This window comes from Dactylosporangium sp. NPDC048998, assembly GCF_043197855.1.
Taxonomy (GTDB): Bacteria; Actinomycetota; Actinomycetes; order Mycobacteriales; family Micromonosporaceae; genus Dactylosporangium.
In genome coordinates, this window is sequence record NZ_JBICTV010000038.1 from 48274 (window position 1) to 70434 (window position 22161).

Below are 22161 nucleotides of genomic sequence, written 5' to 3' on the forward strand. Positions count from 1 at the left end.
GTATTTCCTATAGTAAAAGTAGGGCATTGGCAACCCTCGGGCACTCGGCGCCGGACGTGCCACGCAGGGCGGCCGGTACGATGCCGCGATGCCTTTCCGGTTCGCCGTGGACCTCGGCACCTCCAACACGGTCGCGGTCGTGGACCGCGGCGACGGCACGCCCCGCCCGCTGCTGTTCGACGGCAGCCCGCTGCTGCCCTCCGCCGTCTTCGCCGACGCCGCCGGCGCGCTGCTCGTCGGCCGTGACGCCGAGCGGCACATGATGACCGACGCCGCGCGGTTCGAGCCCAACCCCAAGGGCCGCGTCGACGAGGGCGTGATCCTGCTCGGCGACCGCGAGCTGCCCGTCGCCGAGCTGCTCGCCGCCGTGCTGCGCCGAGCCGCCGCCGAGGCCGCCCACACCGGCGTGCCCGTGACCGGCGCGACCGTCCTCACCTGCCCCGTCGACTGGGGCAACACCCGCCGGGCGGTGCTGGTGGACGCGGCCGCGCGCGCCGGGCTCGGCCAGGTCACACTGCTGGACGAGCCAGTCTCCGCCGCGACGTACTGCGTGCGCGCCCTCGGCGGACGCCTGGCCCCCGGCCGCTGCGCGGTGGTCTTCGACTTCGGCGGCGGCACGCTCGACGTGACCGTCGTCGAGGCGCCGGCCGGCCCAGCGCCCGCGGGCCTGCGCGTGCTGGCCACCGGCGGCCTGGCCGACCTCGGCGGCACCGACGTCGACGCGGCGCTCGTGGGCCATCTCGGCCACCTGGTCGCCGCCGCCGACCCGGAGCTCTGGCGACGGCTCGCCGCGCCGCGCACCGCGGCCGAGTTCCGCGATCGGCGCACATTCTGGTCCGAGGTACGCCAGGCCAAGGAGATGCTGTCCCGGGCGTCCTCGGCGCCGATCCACGTGCCCGGCGGCGACCGCGCCACGCACCTGACCCGCGACGAGCTCGACCGCATCGCCGGCCCGCTCGTCGACCGCGCCGTCGACGAGACGCGCCGGGTGCTGGAGCGCTCGGGGGTGTCGCCCGCGCGCCTGGACGCGATCGTGCTCGTCGGCGGCTCCAGCCGGCTGCCGCTGGTGGCAAGCCGACTGCACGCCCGCTTCGGCCTCGCCCCGGTCGTGCCCGAGCAGCCCGAGCTCCCGGTCGCCTTCGGTGCCCTGCTACTCGCCAACGGCCCGGCCGGCCCGGTACCTTCCCCGCCGGCAGACCACACGCGGACCGGCGCGGTCTACGGCGGTACATCCTCATTGCCGGCCGCCGTCTCGGCACCGCCCGGCGGCTTCCCGACCACGTCCACGGCTCCGGTCAGTGGTTTCCCGGTCCCAGCCGCCGCGCCCGTGAGCGCGTTCCCCGTAGCGCCGGTCAGCGCCCAGCCCGATGCCGCGCCGCCGCGGCGGCCGCGGCCGTCGGTCATCATCGGGCCGGGCGTAACGCTGCAGGGCAACGTGGCCGTGTACGGCGACGCCGACCTCATGCCCGACGACGACGATGACGAGCCGCGGCGCCCTTCGGGCGGCCCGCCCGCGCAATCGGGGCCCCCTGGGCCGCCCAGCCCGCGCCGCCGTCGCGGCTGGGGGATACTGCGCCGGCTGCGATTCGCGGCGCTGCCGCTGCTGCCGTGGGTGCTCATCATGACACTCACACCCTGGGGCCGCGGCCTGTTCAACGACGGCAAGGCGAAGGTCGAGAGCCTGTTCGGCGCCGCGCCATCGCCAAGCGTCACCACGTCGACGCCGGCCGGCGGCCCGCCCGCGAGCCCCGCGCACACGCCGAGCGCCCCGCCGGCGACGGTCCTGCTCCAACCGAACAGCGGCCGGGCCGGCGCCGCGGTGAGGCTGACCGCGAGCGGGTTCGGGCCGGGGGAGCGGATCGAGGTGCACGCCGGCACCAGGACGCTGACCACACTCACCGCCGACGAGCGGGGCGGCGTCGAGGAGAGCGTGACGGTGGCCGCCGCCGGGACCAAGGCCGGCACGTCGGTCGTACTCCAGCTCATCGGCAAGACGAGCCGCCGCTCCGCGACCGCCTCGTACCGGGTGGCCTGAACCGCGAAATCCCAACCGCGTAACCCAATCGTCACCGCCATACAGTCCAATCTGCCGCGGGCAGGCCACGGAATTCGAGCGCCACATGCCGTTCGGCGTTTACCTGGCCGCGCTCGCGTTGTTCGGGGCGCTGCTGTCCGGCATCGTGGCGGTGTGGTACTGGAGCCTCAACCGCTGGATCGGGCCGGTCGGGGCGGAAGGTGCTGATCGCGCCGTCGCCAGGCCGAGGGTTCGGAACGGCGCTACCGTCGATCGAGGCGGCCCCGCACGAACGGCGGACGATGTCGGGCGATGCGCCGATGGTATCCGCCATCGATGTACGGTTCGGTCTGGTACATGTGGCAGTGTGGGGTTTGCGGCACGAGCAACGCCGGGGACGGCGGGGCGTGTACGGGCTGCGGTGCGGTCCGTGCGCCGCAAGGGCCGGCCGCTGAGGGGCTCGGCTCCTGGCCCCCGGCGCCTACCGCCGCCGGGGGACCGGCCGTCTGGGGAGCGCCCGCCGAGTCGCAGACCGGCGGGCCCGGGATGCTGCCGGCCGATCCTCCCGTGGCGTGGCCCGCCTCCGCGCCCGCCGACGAGTTCGGCTCCTGGTCGCCGCCCGCGGCGGGGGCCAACATGCCGGCGCCCGCGTACGGGGCAGGCCCCGAAGCCCCGCCGAGTGCTCTGACAAATCCGATAAGCGCAGAGTCACTGGACCCATGGGCGCCCGCCGTGCCGGCGCAGCAGTCGTGGCAGGGGCCGGCGTCCGCGCCGCCGGACGTGCCGCAGGTGCCGAACATGCCGCAGGTGCAGAGCGCGCCGCCCGCACAGGGCGTGCAGCCGTGGCCGGTCTCCGGCGGGCCGGCCGGCGCGCAGCCGCAGCATCCCGGACAGGCACTGTTTCCGGCGGTCGAGGTCGAACCGGCCCGGCGGCCCGTCTGGATCTTTCCGGCGGTGGTCGCGATCGTTGTGCTGCTCGCGGGCGGCACCGTGGCGTTCGTGCTGCGCGACCGCTGGCTGCCCGGCGGCACGGCCGCACCCACCGCCGGGCCGACCGGCGGGCCGGCGACGAGCGCGGACGACGGGCCGGAGCCGGCGCAGACGACCGCGCAGCCGGCGCCGACCACCGCCACCACGACCGCCGGGCCGCCCACGCTGCCCGCCTCCGTCGGCAGCGTCCGCCTCGACCCCAGCCTCGACCCGGCCCAGGCGCCCGCGGTGGCGGCGGTGTTCGACACGTACTTCTCCTCGGTCAACGCCAGGAACGCGAACGCCGCGCTCGCCGTCATGGACCCCGGCGGCTCCCTCAACCAGGGCGACGCGAACGCGGTGCGGCGGTTCAGCGAGGGCATCAGCACCAGCACCGACGACGACATCCTGCTGCTCGCCCTCGGGCCCGACACGTCCGGCAAGGGGACCATGCAGGCGCGGGTCACGTTCCGCAGCCACCAGGAGGCCGGCAAGGGCCCCAAGGGGCGCGAGTCGGAGACCTGCACGCGATGGGACGTGACGTACTCGCTGACCCGGCCCGGCGGCGGGGACTACCGGATCTGGGGCAGCACCAGCGCCGGCAACCGGCCCTGCTGAACGGTCCCGGTGGCTGGGGCCCCAGTTCAGGGGCCAGACGCGACCGTCAACGCCGTCCGTCGCCGCGGTCGGGCATTACGCCGCTTGGGTCGTCCGGCTGCCCGGCGCCGGGGCCGGACCCGTTGTCGGTCACCTCGACGGTGACCGACTCGGGGGCCGCCCGCAGCAGTACCTCGGCGCCGGCCTGCTGTCCGGCGTGCCGAAGCACGTTGGTCAGCGCTTCCTGCAGTGCAGGACGCCGAGGGTGGCCCGCATCTCGGCCAGCGCCGCCCGGCCGGTGCCGCGGATGGCCTCCAGCGCCGCGCGGCTGCGCTGCGGATTCCGGTCCAGCAGCCGCAGCGCGGCGGCGGACTGGATGGTGATGGTGGCGATCGCGTGCCCCACCGTGTCGTGCAGGTCGCGGCGCGGAGGCTGCTGGAACAGCACGGTGCCCACGTCGTGTGCCCTCCCGGCACACGACTTGTGGGCCTCCGTGCCAACTACGTGACGAGTGGCCGATCGGGTCACCGAAGGTCGCGTCGTCGTGAACGAGGCATCAGCCGTCCTGGTCATCCCCGATCGACGAAGGAAAGAAGAAAACTGAACCGGCCCGCCCCGGCGGTCGTAGTGCCACCGGACGACGACGGGAGGAGAAAGGTTCCACTTCGCCAACTACGGACCGGACGAGCTGGTGGCCATCTGCGACGGCTTCGCTCAGGCGAACGGCTACGACTGTCCCGGCAGCACGCTCGCGGCATTGCGAACGCACTTCGAACAGGTCCCGGAGAACGCCACCTTCGGCAACGCCCGCTACGCCCGCACCTCTTCGACGACGCGGTCACCCGGCAGGCAGGTTGCCTACGGGCGATCGGTGTCCCTACCGCCGAGCAGATGCGAGTGCTGACCGCACAGGACGTGTCGCAAGGGCGCTGACGCTCCTTGATCATCGGGCGGAGGCCGTGGCGAGAGGATCGTGGAGTCGGCGGGCGGAACGCAGGAACCGTGACGACGGTGTTTCGAGAGCGTTGCCGAGCCTGAGATGGTCGGCGATATAGACAAACCAAGCCATTGGTCGAAGAAGTGAAGGGAGTCGAGATGGGACAGTTGAGCGAGCGGGTGGCCATCGTGACCGGTGCGGCGTCCGGTGTCGGGCGAGGCTGTGCGCGGCGGTTCGCTGACGAGGGTGCCGCTGTGGTGCTCGCCGACATCCAAGGCGAACTGGTGAAGGAACTGGCCGAGGAAATCACCACTGGCGGCGGCAAGGCTGTAGCGGTGACCTGTGACGTGGCCAACGAGAACGAGATCGACCAGGTGGTAGGGGTGGCGATCGAGTCGTTCGGGCAGATCGACATCCTGGCCAACATCGCGCAGGGCGCCATGGGCGAGATGCGGTATCTGGAAGAAACCAAACCGGAAGACACGATCGCCAGCTTCGTCACCGGGCCGCTCCAGACGATGCTGTTCATGCAGAAGTGCCTGCCGTACATGAAGGAACGGCACTACGGGCGCATCATCAACACCGCCTCGCACTCCGCGCTATTTGGAATCCCCGGTTTCACCCCGTACGAGATGGCCAAGGGTGCGATCATGGCGCTGACCCGCAACGCGTCCCAAGAGTGGGGAAAGTACGGCATCGTCACCAACACCTTCCTGCCGGTCATCAGGACCCCTGCCTACGACCTGAGCGAGCAGGGCCGTGAGGCCGCGAAGATGCTTGCGGAGCAGATCCCGACGGGACGGTTCGGCACGGCGTACGAGGACTGCGCCCCTATGCTGGTCTTCCTCGCCAGCGAAGGCGCGGGCTACATCAACGGCCAGGCGATCGGCATCGATGGTGGACGATTCATGTTCGCCTGACGCAAGCGGAGCATGCGCCGGCGCCCCGCCGCTGTGGCCGCGTTGCGCGGGGCCGAGCTGCCGACGGTGCCGCGCGGGTATCGTCGGGACGAGGTCGATCTGTACATCCGGCAGTTCCTCGTCAAGCTGGAGCAGGCGTGAGGGTGGAGCAAATGCCGGACCGGTTCTGGAGCGTCCTCGAGTCACACGCGCGCAATCAGGACAGCCTCGTCTCCTGGCTGCGCCGCGCGTCCGCGGACGAGATCGTCGCCTACCAGCTCGCCTACGAGCAGGCCGCCGAGGAGATTGCCGACTACTGGGACGGCCCGGTGGTCGACGGCGTGCCGTACTCCGAGGACGACACCGAGGACCTGTGCAAGTGGGTCGTCGCCCAGGGCCGCGAGGCCTGGGTGGCGGCCTGCTCGGACCTGGGCGAGGCGGTGCGCCGCTACACCGCCCGCGACGTGAACGATGCGTGGACGCCCGGCGAGCCGGCGTACGAGATCTTCTTCGAGCGGTTCGGAGCCTCGCTCCACGTACGGCTGGCGGAGGCCTGAGCCGCGTGGGCAGGTGGGTGAGCCCGGTGTCGCGACCGAGGATCAGGTCCGCGAGCGTACGGGCGCCGAGGTTGGTGCCGACCACCCCGTGACCGGTGTATCCGCCGGAGGCGCCCAAGCCGGTGCTCTCGTCGAACGTCACGCTTGCCGTCCAGTCACGGGGACACCCAGGATGCCGCTCCAGGCGCGGTCGACCTTCGCCTTCCGGGTCGCCGGCAGCATCTCGCCAAGGTGCGCCTTGAGCTGCTGGATCGTCTCCGATGGTGTGGTGCCCGCCGGGTCGAACGTTGAGGCGAAGTGGTACGGGACGCCCAGGCCGCCGATAGCGATACGACCGTCGCGGGTCCGCTGGATGCCCAAAACCAGCTGAACAGTTACGGTCGACCTCGAGGCCACGCTCGACCAGGAGTTCCTCCACGTCGCGGTAGGAGAGGTTGAACCGCAGGTACCAGCGGACCGCCAGGACGATCACCTCCGGGGGGAACCGGAACCCGGCGAACGCCGACATCGGTGGCGACCAGGATCGAGCACGGGCAGGCGGTTTCATGGCTCCAGCCCGAACGTTTGCACAGGCTGCGGGGTGGCCAGTTCGGCTGCCGCCGCGCCAAGCACGTCGGTACGACCGGAGCCCACCGCGACGACGGCCTCGGTCGCATCAGGGAACGAGGTTATTGGTGGCGCAGACGGGGTAGTGCGGTCGATCCGTACGTGGAGGTAGAGCCAAGGATACCTACCGGGCCGCCACCGCGATCGTGGCCACGGCCGGCGGCGCCTCGATGTCCGCTCCCCTCGCGGGGCTCGCGAGGTAAGGTCATGCGTCTACTCAACATCGAATCCTCTCCGCGCGGATCCAGGTCTGCGTCGATCGCCGTCACCAGCGCATTTATCGAAGCCTACCGTCAGGCTTGCCCCTGGGTCATGGTCGATACCTTGAACGTCTGGGAGGAAATGCTGCCGGACTTCGATCAGGAGGCAATCGGGGCGAAGTACAAGGGCGTGAGCAAGGAACCGATGGACCGGGTGGAGTCCGCCATCTGGGACAAAATTCAGGAGCTGGCGGTACGTTTCCAGCAAGCGGACCGCATCGTGCTCGGCGTGCCCATGTGGAACTTCGCCTATCCGTACAAACTTAAGCAATTGATTGATCTGGCCTGTCAGCGGAACATGCTCTTCACCTATGACGGCATCGAGTACGGCCCGTTGCTGAAAACTCCCCGCGCCTTCGTGGTCTATGCGCGAGGCGGGACGTATTCGGAAGACTCGCCGACGCCCGCCTCCCGGTTCGACCATCAGAAAAGGTACATCGATTTCTGGCTAAAGTTCATCGGGGTCAAGGAGGTTCAAACGCTGGTGGTGGACGGCACGACGTGGGGCGGGAAAGAGAAGGGCGCGGAGAAAATCGCGCTCGGTCAGGAGGAGGCAAGGAAATTAGCGGCGGATTTCTGAGCCGAGCTCGATCTTTAACCTTGCCGACGATGACAGGGGCCGAGGCGGTGCTCGGTGCCAGCAGCATCACCACCGCGACTCGGAGACCTGGCTGGTGAGCCAGGACTCGATGTGCTCGTTCACCGCGTGCGGTGCCTCCATGTGGAGCCAATGCCCGGCCGGGACGGTGGCCTCGGTGAGATCTGGGCAAGTGGATCGCATCGCGTTGAGTGCTGTGGGGCTGCGAAGGTCGGCGACCTGGTCGTAGGCGGCGCCGACGAACAGCACCGGTAGCCGGAGCACGCGGCCGCCCGGTGCCGCGTCTGCGTAGCGGGCGTTCACCTCATGGTTGAGGTAGTAGCCGGTGGGCCCGCCGAACCCGTTGCGCGCCAGGGCAACGGTGAGTTCTTGAAAGTCGCGCTCAGTCAGGACGGTGGTGCTCAGCGGGGCGTCCGGGGCGCTCGGGGCGCCGCCGAACCAGCCGCCTTCGCGAGTGATCGCGGATCTCGGTGCGGACCTGGTGTGCTCCGCCGGGTTGCCACGGCGGAAGAGCACCTTGACCGTGTTGCCTGGGGCCGACTCGAAGACGGACGCCGCGCGCTCGGCGTGGCTCTCGTAGTAGGCCATGTAGTCGAACTGGCCGTACGGGTTCGTGTCCTGTGGGTATCGGTCGCGGTCGACCGTCGCAAGCAGGCCGTCCCACCCGCGTTCCAGCGTGCCGAATGGGACGGCGAGCGTGGCGACGGCGACACACCGCTCAGGGAAGTGCGCGGCGAGGTTCCAGGTCGTGGGGCTTCCCCAATCGTGTCCGATCCAGACCGCCCGCCGGCGCCCGAGGTGGTCCAGCAGGGTGAGCATGTCGGCGGCTACGAGCTCTTGCCGGTAGGCGGCCGAGTCGTCATGGACGGTGGAGTCACCGTAACCCCGCATGTCGGGTGCGACCACTCGGTAGCCCCGTGCGGCGAAGTACCCGAGCTGGTGCCGCCACGTCGAGGCAAGCCCCGGCCAGCCGTGGACGAACACCAGCACGGGACCGTTTTCCGGCCCGGTTTCGAGGTACGAGGTGGTGTGCACGGGCGTGACGAGCACATGCCTGAACGTGTTCACGATGCCTCCGCTTTTGTGCGCTGCGCGAGGCCCGCGTAATGCCCGCGCCGCAGGTTCTGCACGAAGGCGTGTCCGGCGATGATCGTCTCATCAACGAACCACCGATCACCTGGCGAGTCCCGACAGAACCGGGCGGCGTCGGCCAACAACGGGGTGAACCTCTGCACCCATCGGAACACGGTCACGCGGTCGACCTCGACGCCACGCTCGACCAGGAGTTCCTCCACCTCGCGGTAGGAGAGGTTGAACCGCAGGTACCAGCGGACCGCCAGGACGATCACCTCGGGCGGGAACCGGAACCCGGTCCACGGTGGTGGTCTGTCAGCGGCCGCCTGAGACGGTGATGTCGCTGCCGGTGACGAACGATGCCGCCGGTGAGATCAGCCATGACACGGCGGCCGCTATCTCGTCGGGCCGGCCCATGCGACCGATCGGACTGTGCGCGACGACCTCTGGCGCCCATGGGGCTGACGCTGCCATGTCCGTGTCGATGAGGCCTGGTGAGACGCTGTTGACGCGGATCCCTTCGGAGGCGACCTCGTTGGAGAGGCCGTGGGTGAACGTCACCAAGGCGCCTTTGGTGGCTGCGTAGGGCACGGCTCCCTCTAGGCCGCCGGTCCGGGCGGCGAGCGAGGCGATGTTGACGATGGATCCACCCGGCCCGCCGTGCGCGGTCGACATTGCTTGGACGGCGTGCTTGGCGCACACCATCGGGCCGACGACGTTGACCTGCATCAGCCGGGTCAGTTCGTCCGCGTCCTGCTCGTCGACGCGTGCCTGTTCGCCTAGCGTTCCGGCGTTGTTGACCAGCGCGGCCAGTGGTCCCATCTCGCGTTGTGCTCGTTGGAACATGTCCGCTACGTCGTCGGAGGCCGCCACGTCCGCGCGCACGGCGATGGCCTGGCCGCCGCGGGCGCGAATGGTGGAGACCACCGATTCGGCTCCGTCCGTGTCCGCCGCGTAGTTGACGACCACGCCGTACCCGTCCTCGGCCAGCTTTTCGGCGATCGCAGCGCCGATTCCCCGACTGGCGCCGGTGACGATCACCGCACCGTGTCCCTGCTCAGCGGTCGTCATGTCGTCGACCTCCCGTCGTAGGCTGCGGTTGCCGTGTTGATGAATGCCTCAAACGAGCACCAGCACCCCCGGGGCCCAACCCCATCCGCTCGGTGCGTTCGGCCGCCAGCGAGGTCGCAAGCTGGGCAGCGATCTTCATCGGTCACCCCCGCCGTTCGAACGGCCGGGAGTGCATACGAGCGCCTGCTACCCATAGGGGCCAGACTGAACCCTGCACGATCCTGGATCGGAGCAGCCGCCAGAACCGGTGACACATCGCGCATCCGCACGCCCACAATGTTGGCGCCGGGCTCGACCTACCCCCTTAAGCCGGCGCTACACGCGGCTCCCGGACAGGTCAAGCCAGCATGATTTCTCGGTCCTCACGGCACGACACGACGTTCCTCTCCTGGTGGCGACCCTGGTCGGGCTGCCGATCGTGGCGTACGTCGGTGGTTTCCAGGTCCCCGCCACGCCTGGCGACCCTTGACGCTGCTCGGCACCAGCTCATGCCGCGGTGTCAGGTACTCCCTCCGCTCGCAGCAGGGTGGGCGCAACGCCGCGCATACCGGCGGAGCGCCATCGGGCGTGGTGATTGATGCCCAGCCTTAACCTCGGTCTCTCGTGCGCCCAGCGGACCTGGAGGTAAGTGTGTAGCTCAGCTGCAGTCGTAGGCTCGTCCTCGCCTGCCGGTGTAAGTCCGGTCCGGGTAGCTGCCAGGAGGCCCGGTGCGCGTTCGAGACCTCCCGCCCGACCACGTACGCCGAGCCCGTGTACGAGGTCGACAGGATCCGCCACTACTGCGTGACGAACATGCCCGGTGGTGTGCCGCAGACCTCGACCAAGGCGCTGACGAACGCCACGTTCCCATACCTGCGTGCCCTCGCCCAGCTCGGCCCGCGTCGGGCAATCAAGTCCAACCCGGCGCTCGGTCTCGGCGTGAACACTTGCGACGGCAAGCTCGCGCACACTGCGGTCGCCAAGGCGTTCCCGGATCTGCCGGCGTTCTGACCCGCAGCACGGCCGGTTGCCGTTTCGGCGGGTGCGGTCAGGACGAGCAGTTGATCGACCCACCGGCCGCCGACCTTCATGGCCGGATCTCGTCCTTGCGTACGAGGGTGTAGGTGCTGCCGGTGGACAGCGACAGCAGGTGCGCGGCCTCGGCGATGGTGTAGACCGCGCGGGCGACGGGGGCGGATGCGGGTGGTCAGGGCGTTGACGGATCCCGAACCAGCTCTCGTTCTGGTTCAGCCAGCTGATCTGACCGGGGTGAAGTGGAACGTGACGTTTTGGTTCGCCACGAGCCAGGCCTCGACGTCGGGTGTGTGGTGTGGAACGGGGGAACCGCGGGAATGCACGGTCTGTCGCTAAAAGTAGCCGCCGTCGACGGCCAGCGTGCTGCCGGTCACGTAGGAAGCGTCGTCGGACGCGAGGAACGCCACCGCGGCCGCGATCTCCTCCGGCCGGGCAAGCCGGCGCAGCGCATTCATGGTGTTCATGGCCGTCTCTGGGGGTAGCTCGGGCATGTCCGGATGCCGGTAGCGGTGGGCGAACTCTGTGGCCATGTCGGTGGCGGTGCCACCGGGCGCGACCGCGTTGACGCGGATGCCGCGGCGTCCGAGTTCCGGCGCGAGGTTGCGGACCATGGCACTGACCCCCGCCTTGGAGGAGGCGTAGAGCGTGTGATCAAAGATCTGGGTCGAAGCGCTGACCGAGGACATCAACACGATCGAGCCGCCAGCGCCCACGTGCCGGGCGGCGTGCTGCGCGGCGAACAGCTGCCCTCGGAGGTTCACGGAAAACACCCGGTCGAAGTCGGCGGGGGTGATCTCGCGCAACGCGCCGAAGTGCTCGATACCAGCGTTGCTGATCAGGATCTCGAGTCCGCCGAGCCGCTCGGCGGACTCGTCGACGAGCGTGCCGACCGCCTCGGGATCGGCGATATCGGCCTGAATGGCGACCGCGGTAGCGCCTGTCGCGGAGATCTCGGCAGCGAGCGCCTCGGCCACCTGCGCGTTGCTGTGGTAATTGATGGCGACCGAGGCGCCTTCGGCGGCCAGCCGCCGCGCCACGGCCGCACCTATCCCCCTGCTGCCGCCGGTCACGAGCGCCCGGCGGCCCGGCAGCCGCCGGCAGGTCCGTGCGTCGTCGTTGCTGGTCATGTCGGAGAACCTACGCCACAATTCTGTACCTATGCCACGATTCTCCTGAGTTCAAGGTAGCGAGGTTCAAGGGAACCGGCGGGGGTGCCGCCAGTACGCGGAGAAGCTGTTGGAGTCGCGGGTTGGCCTTCGTCAGCCGACCGGCCAGCTCTGTGGTGTCATCTGGGAGGACCGTCATGATCTGGTATCTCGTGATGAGGCGCAGGAGCGAACCGCTGTTTCCGGGCCCGGATGTGCTTGACCGCCACCTGGCCTGGATGCGCACGCAACATGAGCACGGCACAGTGCTCATCTCCGGCCCCACGCCGGACAACAGCACCGGCATTTACGTTGTACGCGCCGCCTCACGCGAGGAGGCGGCAACGGTGGCGAACAGCGATCCGATGTGCGCGGACGGGAAGGCCACGATCGAGATCATCGAATGGGATGTCCACCAGGTACTCGGCGTGGGAGGGTTCGACCTGGCTTCCCTGTCGGCGATCACCGCAGCGCGGCACCAGCCCACGCCTGAAGAGGGCATCTAATCCGAATCCCCGCGCGGCCATGCCCGTCACGGTAAGCGAACGCGGTGATGGCCTTGTCGAAGCGGGCGTGGGCTATGTAGCACGAGGGGCAGACGTCTCTCCAGATTTATGCGCATTGCTGTATGGCTCTTTCTGCTGTGGTTGGCCTGTAATCCGCGCAACGGGATGCGCGGATCCCCTAGCGGTGGTTACCGGATGGCGGTCGTTCGCTCGGTCGACGCACGCGGTGTACCGTTCTCAGGCGACCGTAGGTAATGCTTCGTAAGGTACTGTCGTGAAGGAAAGCATGCAGGTGGGCGGGGCGGCGGCTGGAGGTCACCCGCCCAATGTCTTCGTGCCGAGCTGCCCCAGCCGGGTGCTCCTCGATCACGTCACCAGCCGCTGGGCTGTGCTGATTCTGGTCGCGCTGTCCAGCCAGACATTGCGGTGGGGCGAGTTGCGCCGCCGGCTGAACGGCGTCACCGACAAAATGCTGGCATCCGCCTTGCGTACCCTTGAGGCCGATGCCCTGATCCTGCGGGAGGCGTACCCGGAGGTGCCGCCGCGGGTCGACTACAGCCTGACCGAGCGGGGGCGTGAACTGGCCGCTCTCCTGCTTCCCCTGGTGGATTGGGCCGAGGCCAACGCGGGAGACCTCGTCGGCGCAAGTGACGCCTGACCTGCCACACCGGCCCGTGATGGCGTCGCGGGCCGGTGCGTGTGCTGCGCGCCACGACACGGGGGTCAGGGCATCGCTGCGCGGCAGCGGTGGAGCCGGCGATCAGAACATGCCGTTGGGGTTCGCCGATTCCTCGGGCACGTCCTGGATGACGTCCCAGTGCTCGACGACCTTGCCGTTCTCCAGGCGGAAGAAGTCCGCCAGCGCCCGGCCGGGCTTGCCGGGCTCGAGGATCAGGTGGGAGTGGGTGACGACCATGTCGCCTTCGGCCAGGACCCGCTTGATGTCGAGCTGCAGGTTGGGGTATTCGCTGCGCAGCCACGTGACGAATCCGGTGAAGGCTTCCGGGCCGTCAGCGGCGTCGGGGTTGTGCTGAATGTAGCGGTCGCCGAAGTGGTCCGCGATCGCTTTCTGCGGGTTGCCGCTGAATGCGGTCTGATAGTAGTCGACGACGACCTGCTTGTTCCGCTCAAGGTCGGACATGGTCTTTCTCCCTATCCTCGGATTGGCGATTTCCGCGAGGCGGAAACCTTGACCAGCTGGGCATTTCCCGCTCCGCGGCGACGCCTGGGTGTGATCCCTGCCATGCCTGTGCGGGAAGTTCTTCGAGCCGGCGGATTCTTTGCCCGCTCGCCTCTGCCAACAGATGATCCCTCATGAAGCTTCCCGCCATCGACCACGCACTTTTTCGTGAGGTACTTACCTCCACGAAAGAAATTGAGGTAGCGCGGGAAACGCCGCCGAGGAATCCGGGCGGGAGCCCCGTCGACGGAGGGGCGCTGCCCGCGGCGGTGGTTTCGGGCTGCTCGGCTCCGGTCACGCAGCGCCAGATACCGCATCGTCGATCTCGGTGCGCTCGCTGCGCTGTACGCGGCCCGCAACGGCCTCTCGTACGGCGTGCGACTACTTCCACGTCGACTGCGCGCTGCTCACGCGAGTCCGGCTTGTTGTTCGCCCTGATGTACTGACGGGCTTGTGGTCTGGTTTGACGTGTCCTGGACGCGTCCGTGCGCGGCCCGCCCCCGACCTCTGCACACGGTGGTCGAACTGATCTTGGTCGAGAGACAGTCCACCGTGAACTCCCGGTAGTCCGTCCGTTCACCTTCAAACGGTGGACTGCGTCGGATTTTCAGTCGCATGGGAAGGGTACTGCGATGTCCACAGAGGATGCCGGATACATCGGCACCGCCGGGGATGGCGAGGGTCGAACCGCCTCCGGGAACAGTGAGTTCAGGCCGACGCGCCGGCGGGTGCTCCAGGGCCTTGGCGTCGCGGCCGGGGCCGTGGCGGTTGGTGATGCTGCGGTTGGTGGCGCTGGTTCGGCCGCGGCGGCGCCGGCGAAGTCACCTAGTCCCTCGCCGTCGACGGGCTATGTGCTGCCCGAGGGCTTCACCGGGACGATGGCCGATCTGAAGCATGTCGTGGTCCTCATGCAGGAGAACCGCTCGTTTGACCAGTACTTCGGTCAGCTGCCGGGCGTGCGCGGTCACAACGACAAGCAGACGCTGCGATTCCAGAACGGGACGACCGTTTTCCAGCAGCCGAACGGCTCCGGTGTGGTCACGCCGTTCCACTCCGCCAGCAACTTTGGGTTCGACCACAACTTCTACGGCGCGAACGGCGGCCGCTGGAACACCTGGGTGCCGGACAAGGGCAGCAACAGCATGCACTACTACTACCTCAGTGAGGTGCCGGTGCATGCGACGCTCGCGCAGGAGTTCACGGTCTGCGACATGAACTTCTGCTCAATGCCTGGCCCGACCACCCCGAATCGGTTGTACCTCTGGACCGGGACCTCCAACGGTGTGGTGAGCAATGGTGGCGAGTCTTCCGGCAACCGTGCTTGGCCGACCTACCCGGAGGCCATGCAGGCGGCCGGCGTCAGTTGGCGGATCTACGTCGACAACACCAACAACGGTGGCAGCTGGGTCGGCGACTACACCGACAACCCGATCCGCGGCTTCGCCTCGTTCACCCCGTCGAGCGCGAACCTCAACGACCCGGTCAAAACCGCTCCCGGCACCGGTCTGGTGTGGCGCGCCAACTCGTTCCCGTACGCCTCGACCGGTATCCCGGACAACAACTCCGACACGAACCTCGTCGGCGTGTTGAAGGACTTCATCGCCGCGTGCCAGCCCGATGCGCAGCACCCGTTGCCGGACGTGTCGTACATCGTCGCGCCCTACGGCTGGTCCGAGCACCCGGCGGCAGGTCCGGCCGACGGCGGCCGATTCGTCAAGAAGGTGATCGACACCCTCCAGGCCAACAAGGAGCTCTGGAAGTCGACGCTGCTGATCATCACCTACGACGAGAACGACGGCGCGTTCGACCACGTCCTGCCGCCGCGCCCCGAACCGGGCGAGCCGGCTGAGTGGTCCGGCAGCACCCCGATCGGCTACGGCCCTCGGGTGCCGATGATGCTGGTGTCGCCATGGACGCGTGGCGGCTGGGTCAACTCGGAGGTATTCGACCACACCTCCGTCATCCGCTTCCTCGAGACGTGGACGGCGTACCGCGCCACGCCGGCAATGAGCACCACGATCAGCGGATGGCGCCGCGGTATCAGCGGCGACCTCACCAGCGCGATCGACTTCACTCGCCCGGTCGTCGCGCCGTTGACGCTCAGCACGTCCAGCGTGCCGACGTACCCCGCGGGGCAGCTCAAGCCCCGGCCGCTGCCCTTCCACGGCCACGGCGTGCTCGTCGAGGACCGCGTCAAGGGCACCGTCCGCGCGGACCTGTCCATGCATGGCGGTGCGTCCGGCAAGACGCTGAGCATGCAGGTCTTCCCGGACAAGTACCAGGTGTTCGCCAACACCGCCTTGACCATCAGCCAGGGCGCCACGAAGAGCTACACCTGGGACGTCACGCAGACCGACGGAAAGTACGCCTTCTCGGTCTACGGCCACGACGGCTTCGTCCGCTCCTTCGCCGGCCAGGTCGTGCCCGCCGGGCAGAACAACATCGGGATCCCGCGCGTCGACGTCGACCTCGTGGCCGGCTCCGCCGCGACGGTCAAGATCACGCTGCGCAACGACGGTACGCAGCAGGTGCGCTACACCCTGACGGCCAACGACTACCTCGGCGGCAACCAGACCTACCGGGTAGCCGGCGGCAAGTCGACCGTTGTCGAGTGGCCCACCCAAAGCGGCTACTACGACGTGATCATCACCGCCGACACCGGAACCGGCTGGACCCAGCGCTACGCCGGCCGCGTGGCGACGATCTGAGGAGATGACAATGCATAACAAGCAGGGAAGGAAGGCAACCGCCGCCACCGCGGCCGGTACGATGCTGTTCGCACTGCTCACCGTGTCCGCGACGCCGGCCGACGCATCGGTGCCGACGGTTTCCGGAGACGTCCAGCCAGTTGCCTCGTACGACTTCGACAACGACTCGGGTAGCACGGTCATCGATTCCTCAGGCCACGGCAACAACGCGACCTGGACGGGAACGCCCAGCTATGCCAGCGGGATCAGTGGCAAGGCGATGCAGGTCTCCCGCGGCACGCAGATCGTCACGCTGCCGTCGAACGTCAAGCCCGGCAGCACCGGCGTGTCCGTCGAGTTCTGGCTGTACGAGACCGAAGCCAGCCAGGACGGCGCCATCTTCGGCAACGAAGACTGGCGGTCGGGTACGGGCCCTTACGGTGGTCTGCTGCTCTACAACCTCAACGGCACCACCCAGCTCAGCGCGCTCATCGGCGGCAACTCGGCCCGGCTCACCAACCTCGACAACATCAAGGGAAAGTGGGTCTACATCGCCGCCGTCGTCGACAGCACCGCCAAGACCCTGAAGGTCTATGAGAATGGCGCCCAGGTCGGAAGCACCCTCAACTACACCACGACCAATCCGCTCGACGGCGGCCTGCCGTTCCGGATCGGCACCGACGGCCGCGGGGTGACGCTGACCGGCGACTACCCCGGATCGTGGGCCAGCGGCCTGGTCGACGACTTCAATCTCTACGACCAGCCGATCAGTTCCGCGCAGATCGCCAACGACTTCGCCGCGACGAACCCGGCCAACTACCACTCGATCACGGTCACCAGCGGCGGCCACGGCTCGGCATCGGCCAACTTCGCTGCGACCGGCCCGGGCACGAAGGTGACGCTCACCCAGAACGCGACGGCGGGCTACCACTTCGCCGGCTGGCAGGTTCAGAGCCCGTCGGATCTGACGATCAGCGCGGACAATACGTTCGCGATGCCTGCCACGAACGTGTCGGTGCAGGCGAGGTTCAGCCCGAACGTGTATACCGCGCACTTCGTGGGCAACGGCGCGGACGGTGGATCGACCCCGGACCAGAAGATCAGTTACGACCAGTCCACGCCCCTCACGGCGAACAGCTACACCCGCATCGGTGCTGACTTCGCCGGCTGGGCGACAAGCCCGACCGGGCCGGTGGTCTACCGCGACGGGGAGAGCGTGTCGAACCTCGCCGTGGCCGACGGGGCGACTGTCACGCTCTACGCACGCTGGCGCGGCGCGGGGCAGCACCTGGTCTCGTTCGGTACCGGTGCGCACGGCACCGCGACCGCTTCGGCGGACTCGGTCGCCCCGGGCGGCACCGTGGCACTCACCCCGACGCCGAGCACTGGATATCACCTCGCGGGTTGGCAGGTCGAGACTCCGGCAGGCCTGACGGTGAATGCCAACAACACCTTCACCATGCCGGCAGCGGACGTGACGCTCACCCCGCAGTTCGCGCCGAACACCTACACGGTCCACTACAACGGCAACGGCGCAGACGGGGGCGCAACGGCCGACAGCTCGTTCTCCTACGACCAAGCTGCGGCACTTGCACCGAACGGCTTCGCCCGCGGAAACTTCCGCTTCGCCGGGTGGAGCACCACCGCGACAGGACCGGTCGTCTACGAGGACATGGCCACGGTCAGCAACCTGACCGCCGAGCAGGGCGGCACCGTCACGTTGTATGCGCAGTGGACCAAGCTGTCGGTGCAGCCGGGCTCGTGGTCGAGTCTGCCCGCGGGTTTCGTCACGGACACCTTCCACGTACCGGGCGTGCCGGTCACGGCGGCGATCAGTCAGCCGCTGGCAGGGCTGTGGAACGGCGCGGCGCCGACGCGGTTCAGCAAGGTCTCGGGTGACGCGTGGCTCAATGTGAGCGCGGACGGCACCGTCACCGGGACCGCCCCGGGCACGGTGCCGCAAAATGCCGGCGAGATCACGGTGTCGGCGACCAACGGGACCACAACCTCGCGCATCCTCGTTGAGGTGCCGGTCAAGGCGCTGCACGCGGCCCCGCGCATCCAGACCGCGTCGTGGAATGCCTGGGACAACGGCCAGCATGTCACCGACGCGGTCGGGAAGAATCTGGCCGTGATCGCCGCGCAGGGCATTGGCGTCGTGGGGTTCCAGGACGGCGGCTACGCCATGGCGCAGTCCGTCGGGGCTGCGCTGGGCTGGCAGGTCCACGGGGTCGGTGACCTTGGCATCGTCTCGGCCTACCCGTTCACGACCGCAAAGCCGGTGTACCCGACCGGCTCGACGCCGGCAGCCGCGGTGACGATCGGGGTTGAAGGCAACCCGATCCACGTGTGGGTCGCCCACCTCAACGAGTCCGACTACGGCCCGTACAACGCCTGCTTCAACGGGATGACGGACCCGGCGATCCTGATCTCGCATGAGAAGTCAACCGCCCGCTACGCGCAGGCACAGGCGGTGGCACAAGCGATGAAGGACGACCTGAAGCGCAGCGTGCCGGTGATCCTCCTCGGCGACCTGGCCTCGCCCTCGGGTGCCGACTGGACCAATGCCACATCGGGTTCGCACTGCAACGCAGGTGCTGTCGCCTGGCCCGTCCCGGACGTGTTCACCCGTGCCGGGCTGGCCGACTCGTTCCGGGTGGCCAACACTGATCCCGCCGCCAACCCCGGAGGCACCTGGTCACCGGTCACCCCGACCAACAGCAACGGGCAGCCCGAACCGCAGGACCGCATCGACTACATCCACTACACCCGCGGTGCCCTGCACGTCGAGGAGGCACACACGTTGACGGTCGGCTGGCCCTCGGCCACGAACGTCGCCGGCAACGCCTGGGCCAGCGATCACGCCGCGGCGGTCACGACGTTCGCCGTCGGTGGCATGAGCACCGGCCCGACACCGCCGAAGGCTCCAACAGTCGCGGTAATCAGGCACACGATCGCCTACCAGGTCGGCCACGGTCCGGCCGACGACGCCGCATTCCTCAACGAGGTCGGGGCCAGTACCAACCCGGGTAACGCCGCCCTCGCTGTCGACCTCAGCCACGTCGACTTCACCACCGCGGGTTGGTACACCGCCCTGATCACGGCGACGAGGAAGGGCATGATCTCCGACCCGGTAACCATCGCCGTCCAAGTGGAGCCCGTGCCCTAACCGACGCTGTCGGCCAGCACCACCGTCTGGAACCGGCCCGGCCCGCGCAGAACCTGCACGGGCCGGGCCTTTCGCCTGATCAATACTGCAACGGCCTTCGTCATGCATGACACCGCCGAGGCGAGCGGGCAGACCTGCTCCGGCACGGTGACGATCGTGGCGGTTACGGCTTCTTCGGGTCCTCGCCGAAGCCGTTGCACTGCCGGCCGCCGTTGATGCAGTACGACACCAGGTACGCCTGGCGGGCGGGGTCCCAACCATTCATGAAGTCGTAGTGGAACGTGTAGCTGGCCCCGGACGAGTAGGCCAGGCCGCCGGTGTCGCCGCTGTTCAGCGGGTACGGCAGCTTGATCTCCAGCATCGGCAGCGGCACGGGGTGGTCGGCCGGGCAGACGCCGTTGACGGGCCACGCCATGTGCGACTTGTGGTCCGGGGTGTCCAGGTGTACCCCGTCCCAGCAGCTCGGCGCGGTCAGGCGGACCTGCAGGGTGGAGCCGGCGGGGCAGGACGCCGGGATGTCGTTGCCCTTGTAGCCGGTGCACTGCCAGTTGCCCTGGAAGTGCGCCGCGTCAGGGGTGCGGGCGTCGCCGACCAGGAGCTTGAAGCCCGCCGGGAACGGCCGGACGGTCCGGTAGTCGCGAACGTCGGACTTGTAGTAGACGGTCGGCTTGTCCGGCTGCAGCGGCACGCCACGCTGCAGCAGCGTCGGGAACCAGTAGCCGGAGGCGTCCAGGGTGTCCTCGCACGAGGTGGCACCGCCGACCAGCGACTCGGGCGTCGAGGTCGCGTTCGTGCCCGGGTTGCCGATGAACGAGTGGTTGTGTGAGGCGCCGGGCAGGCCCGGGAACACGATCGGGTCGTCGCTGAGGCTGTGGTTCACCGTGCAGTTGGCGTGCATCTCGTGGTACTGCGTCCGGGGCGGGTCGTCGGCCGCGGCGGCTGGGCCGGCGAGCGCGACACCGCCGGCGACGGCGAGCAGGACGCCGGCGACCGTCAGGGTTGATCTGATGCTCATGTCGACTCCTTGGCGGTTGAATCGAGCATCAACAATTGATGGTTGTGGACCGTAGCAGCGGCACAAGACGAGAGGAAAGCGCTTGCCACAATTTGCCAAACGATTCAAGGTCCACAGTGGACCATGGAGATCGTCTTGGCAAAGTCCTGGCAAGCGGTTGCCCCGCGTCGCCACGCGGACCTACTGTCCACTTAACCGTCCGGCCCCGAACACCCCCGGGGCCAGCACCTTCTCGCTTCGCGCACGGCGCCGTCCCGTCCCCGCCGCGCGGCGATGGCGCATGCCCTCGACCCACTCTGGAGATGCCATGCAACCGTCACTCAACCGCCCGGGCGCGCACCGGCGCCGAGGTCGTCCGCTCCTCGCCGTCGTGGCCGTCGCCGCGGCGCTCATTGCCTGCGCGCTCGTCGTGGTCACCCGGCCGGCGAGCGCCGCCACGGCCTGCGGCACCACCAACGTCGCCCTGAACCGGCCGGCCACCGCGTCGTCGGTCGAGTCGGGCAGCCTGACCGCGGCCAAGGCGGTCGACGGCTCCAGCTCCACCCGCTGGTCGAGCGCGCACGGCGTCGACCCGCAGTGGATCCAGATCGACCTCGGCGCGACCACGCAGATCTGCCAGGTGGTCCTCACCTGGCAGCGCTCGTATGCGACGGCGTACCGGATCGAGGTCTCCGCCGACGGCGTGAACGGCTGGAGCCCGATCTACTCGACCTCGTCCGGCCCCGGGGGCACCGAGACGCTGACGGTCACCGGTTCCGGTCGGTTCATCCGGATGTACGGTACGAGCCGGGCCACCCAGTACGGGTACTCGCTGTACGAGTTCGCGGTCTACAGCGCCGGCCCCGACACAAGCCCGTCGCCGAGCACCACGCCGACGGGTCCGCAGCTGCCCGGTGGTGGTGATCTGGGTCCGAACGTGATCGTGTTCGACCCGTCCCAGTCCTCCGCCACGATTCAGGCGAAGCTGGACCAGGTGTTCACGCAGCAGGAGAAGAACCAGTTCGGCACGGAGCGTTACCAGTTCCTGTTCAAGCCGGGTTCGTACTCGGGGTTGAACGCCCAGATCGGCTTCTACACCTCGATCAACGGCCTCGGCCAGAACCCGCAGGACGTCCAGATCCACGGCGACATCACGGTCGACGCGGGCTGGATGGCCGGCAACGCCACCCAGAACTTCTGGCGCTCGGCCGAGAACCTCTCGATCTACCCGGTCTCCGGGGTCGACCGCTGGGCCGTCGCGCAGGCCGCGCCGTTCCGCCGCATCGACGTGCACGGCGGCATGACCCTCGCCTCGCCCAACTGTGGCTGGGCCTCCGGCGGCTACATCGCCGACTCGCGGGTCAGCGGCAACATCAACCCCTGCTCGCAGCAGCAGTGGTTCACCCGGGACAGCACCATCGGCAGCTGGAAGGGCGCCCTCTGGAACATGGTGTTCTCGGGGGTGCAGGGCGCGCCCGCCCAGAGTTTCCCCACGCCGCCGATCACGACGCTCGCAACTTCGCCGGTGACGCAGGAGAAGCCGTACCTGTACGCCGATGCGGGTGGGTACCGGGTGTTCGTGCCGTCGCTGCGCACCAATAGCAGCGGTGCGACGTGGATCAACGGGCAGACGCCGGGTACGTCGCTGTCGATCGACCAGTTCTACGTGGCCAAGCCGGGCGTGTCCGCGGCGACGCTGAACCAGGCGGTGGCGCAGGGCCTGAACCTGTTGTTCACCCCCGGTGTGTACCACCTGGACTCGACGGTGAACATCAACCGGGCCGGCACGGTCGTGCTGGGCCTGGGCTACGCGACGATCGTCGCGGACAACGGCGCCCTGCCGATGGCCGTCGGTGACGTCGACGGCGTGAAGATCGCGGGCCT

Annotated in this window: 21 protein-coding genes and 3 pseudogenes; 12 read left to right on the forward strand and 12 right to left on the reverse strand. The window is 68.7% G+C overall.

Annotation, left to right across the window (positions count from 1 at the left end; genetic code table 11):
• Positions 1 to 88: 88 nt before the first annotated feature.
• Complete coding sequence (locus ACGFI8_RS41760; RefSeq protein WP_392813222.1) at positions 89 to 2035, forward strand: Hsp70 family protein; 1947 nt, start codon at positions 89 to 91, stop codon at positions 2033 to 2035.
• 31 nt (positions 2036 to 2066) lie between these two features.
• On the opposite strand, the gene ACGFI8_RS41765 is transcribed toward ACGFI8_RS41760, so the two are convergent.
• Positions 2067 to 2348, reverse strand: coding sequence for a hypothetical protein (locus ACGFI8_RS41765; RefSeq protein WP_392813223.1), 282 nt, complete (start codon positions 2346 to 2348; stop codon positions 2067 to 2069).
• A gap of 398 nt (positions 2349 to 2746) precedes the next feature.
• Here ACGFI8_RS41765 and ACGFI8_RS41770 point away from each other — a divergent pair, with 398 nt between their 5' ends.
• The gene (locus ACGFI8_RS41770; protein ID WP_392813224.1) at positions 2747 to 3601 is read left to right on the forward strand and encodes a hypothetical protein; all 855 of its coding nucleotides are present in this window, start codon (positions 2747 to 2749) and stop codon (positions 3599 to 3601) included.
• Positions 3602 to 3647: 46 nt separating this feature from the next.
• On the opposite strand, the gene ACGFI8_RS41775 is transcribed toward ACGFI8_RS41770, so the two are convergent.
• Positions 3648 to 3809, reverse strand: a complete 162-nt coding sequence (locus ACGFI8_RS41775; protein WP_392813226.1) for a hypothetical protein — start codon at positions 3807 to 3809, stop codon at positions 3648 to 3650.
• A 5-nt stretch (positions 3810 to 3814) separates the two neighbouring features.
• A complete protein-coding gene (locus tag ACGFI8_RS41780) occupies positions 3815 to 4036 on the reverse strand; it encodes a histidine kinase dimerization/phosphoacceptor domain-containing protein (RefSeq protein ID WP_392813228.1) in 222 nt (73 codons plus the stop codon).
• A gap of 639 nt (positions 4037 to 4675) precedes the next feature.
• Here ACGFI8_RS41780 and ACGFI8_RS41785 point away from each other — a divergent pair.
• The 3 genes from ACGFI8_RS41785 to ACGFI8_RS41795 are packed head-to-tail and all read left to right on the forward strand — an operon-like array spanning position 4676 to position 5973.
• Complete coding sequence (locus ACGFI8_RS41785) at positions 4676 to 5437, forward strand: SDR family NAD(P)-dependent oxidoreductase (RefSeq protein WP_392813230.1); 762 nt, start codon at positions 4676 to 4678, stop codon at positions 5435 to 5437.
• 12 nt (positions 5438 to 5449) lie between these two features.
• A complete protein-coding gene (locus tag ACGFI8_RS41790; protein ID WP_392813232.1) occupies positions 5450 to 5578 on the forward strand; it encodes a hypothetical protein in 129 nt (42 codons plus the stop codon).
• Complete coding sequence (locus ACGFI8_RS41795; protein WP_392813233.1) at positions 5575 to 5973, forward strand: DUF4240 domain-containing protein; 399 nt, start codon at positions 5575 to 5577, stop codon at positions 5971 to 5973. Before ACGFI8_RS41790 ends, ACGFI8_RS41795 begins: the two co-directional genes overlap by 4 nt.
• A gap of 138 nt (positions 5974 to 6111) precedes the next feature.
• Here ACGFI8_RS41795 and ACGFI8_RS41800 read toward each other — a convergent pair whose 3' ends face one another.
• Both ACGFI8_RS41800 and ACGFI8_RS41805 read right to left on the reverse strand, forming a co-directional pair.
• A complete protein-coding gene (locus ACGFI8_RS41800) occupies positions 6112 to 6333 on the reverse strand; it encodes a hypothetical protein (protein ID WP_392813235.1) in 222 nt (73 codons plus the stop codon).
• Positions 6334 to 6346: 13 nt separating this feature from the next.
• Positions 6347 to 6481, reverse strand: a pseudogene (locus tag ACGFI8_RS41805) (IS6 family transposase); the annotation flags it as partial.
• Positions 6482 to 6786: 305 nt separating this feature from the next.
• Here ACGFI8_RS41805 and ACGFI8_RS41810 point away from each other — a divergent pair.
• On the forward strand, positions 6787 to 7419 hold the full coding sequence (locus tag ACGFI8_RS41810) for an FMN-dependent NADH-azoreductase (protein WP_392813237.1): 633 nt from the start codon (positions 6787 to 6789) through the stop codon (positions 7417 to 7419).
• 66 nt (positions 7420 to 7485) lie between these two features.
• Here ACGFI8_RS41810 and ACGFI8_RS41815 read toward each other — a convergent pair whose 3' ends face one another.
• From ACGFI8_RS41815 to ACGFI8_RS41825, 3 genes and pseudogenes are all read right to left on the reverse strand, one after another.
• Complete coding sequence (locus ACGFI8_RS41815; protein WP_392813239.1) at positions 7486 to 8505, reverse strand: alpha/beta hydrolase; 1020 nt, start codon at positions 8503 to 8505, stop codon at positions 7486 to 7488.
• Between the two features lie 77 nt (positions 8506 to 8582).
• Positions 8583 to 8786, reverse strand: a pseudogene (locus tag ACGFI8_RS41820) (IS6 family transposase); the annotation flags it as partial.
• Positions 8787 to 8826: 40 nt separating this feature from the next.
• On the reverse strand, positions 8827 to 9582 hold the full coding sequence (locus ACGFI8_RS41825; RefSeq protein WP_392813240.1) for an SDR family oxidoreductase: 756 nt from the start codon (positions 9580 to 9582) through the stop codon (positions 8827 to 8829).
• A 723-nt stretch (positions 9583 to 10305) separates the two neighbouring features.
• Between ACGFI8_RS41825 and ACGFI8_RS41830 the strand changes: the two are divergent.
• Positions 10306 to 10572, forward strand: a pseudogene (locus tag ACGFI8_RS41830) (alanine dehydrogenase); the annotation flags it as partial.
• Positions 10573 to 10928: 356 nt separating this feature from the next.
• Here ACGFI8_RS41830 and ACGFI8_RS41835 read toward each other — a convergent pair.
• A complete protein-coding gene (locus ACGFI8_RS41835) occupies positions 10929 to 11723 on the reverse strand; it encodes an SDR family NAD(P)-dependent oxidoreductase (RefSeq protein ID WP_392813242.1) in 795 nt (264 codons plus the stop codon).
• A gap of 176 nt (positions 11724 to 11899) precedes the next feature.
• On the opposite strand from ACGFI8_RS41835, the gene ACGFI8_RS41840 reads away from it, so the two are divergent.
• Positions 11900 to 12247 (forward strand): YciI family protein, encoded by a 348-nt coding sequence (locus ACGFI8_RS41840; RefSeq protein WP_392813244.1) that lies wholly within the window; start codon positions 11900 to 11902, stop codon positions 12245 to 12247.
• Between the two features lie 274 nt (positions 12248 to 12521).
• Positions 12522 to 12905 carry a winged helix-turn-helix transcriptional regulator gene (locus tag ACGFI8_RS41845; protein ID WP_392813246.1) on the forward strand — a complete coding sequence of 128 codons (384 nt, stop codon included), beginning with the start codon at positions 12522 to 12524 and terminating at the stop codon, positions 12903 to 12905.
• Positions 12906 to 13007: 102 nt separating this feature from the next.
• On the opposite strand, the gene ACGFI8_RS41850 is transcribed toward ACGFI8_RS41845, so the two are convergent.
• On the reverse strand, positions 13008 to 13388 hold the full coding sequence (locus ACGFI8_RS41850) for an ester cyclase (RefSeq protein ID WP_392813247.1): 381 nt from the start codon (positions 13386 to 13388) through the stop codon (positions 13008 to 13010).
• Between the two features lie 917 nt (positions 13389 to 14305).
• Here ACGFI8_RS41850 and ACGFI8_RS41855 point away from each other — a divergent pair.
• A complete protein-coding gene (locus tag ACGFI8_RS41855) occupies positions 14306 to 16135 on the forward strand; it encodes an alkaline phosphatase family protein (protein ID WP_392813249.1) in 1830 nt (609 codons plus the stop codon).
• A gap of 10 nt (positions 16136 to 16145) precedes the next feature.
• The gene (locus ACGFI8_RS41860; protein ID WP_392813251.1) at positions 16146 to 19283 is read left to right on the forward strand and encodes an InlB B-repeat-containing protein; all 3138 of its coding nucleotides are present in this window, start codon (positions 16146 to 16148) and stop codon (positions 19281 to 19283) included.
• Here ACGFI8_RS41860 and ACGFI8_RS41865 read toward each other — a convergent pair.
• Together ACGFI8_RS41865 and ACGFI8_RS41870 are read right to left on the reverse strand one after the other, a co-directional pair.
• Complete coding sequence (locus ACGFI8_RS41865) at positions 19280 to 19429, reverse strand: hypothetical protein (RefSeq protein ID WP_392813252.1); 150 nt, start codon at positions 19427 to 19429, stop codon at positions 19280 to 19282. The two genes, ACGFI8_RS41860 and ACGFI8_RS41865, sit on opposite strands and share 4 nt — an antisense overlap.
• A 17-nt stretch (positions 19430 to 19446) precedes the next feature.
• Positions 19447 to 20298 carry a DUF1996 domain-containing protein gene (locus ACGFI8_RS41870; protein WP_392813254.1) on the reverse strand — a complete coding sequence of 284 codons (852 nt, stop codon included), beginning with the start codon at positions 20296 to 20298 and terminating at the stop codon, positions 19447 to 19449.
• A gap of 307 nt (positions 20299 to 20605) precedes the next feature.
• On the opposite strand from ACGFI8_RS41870, the gene ACGFI8_RS41875 reads away from it, so the two are divergent.
• Positions 20606 to 22161 (forward strand): discoidin domain-containing protein (locus tag ACGFI8_RS41875; RefSeq protein WP_392813256.1); only part of this gene is annotated, 1556 nt, incomplete at its 3' end.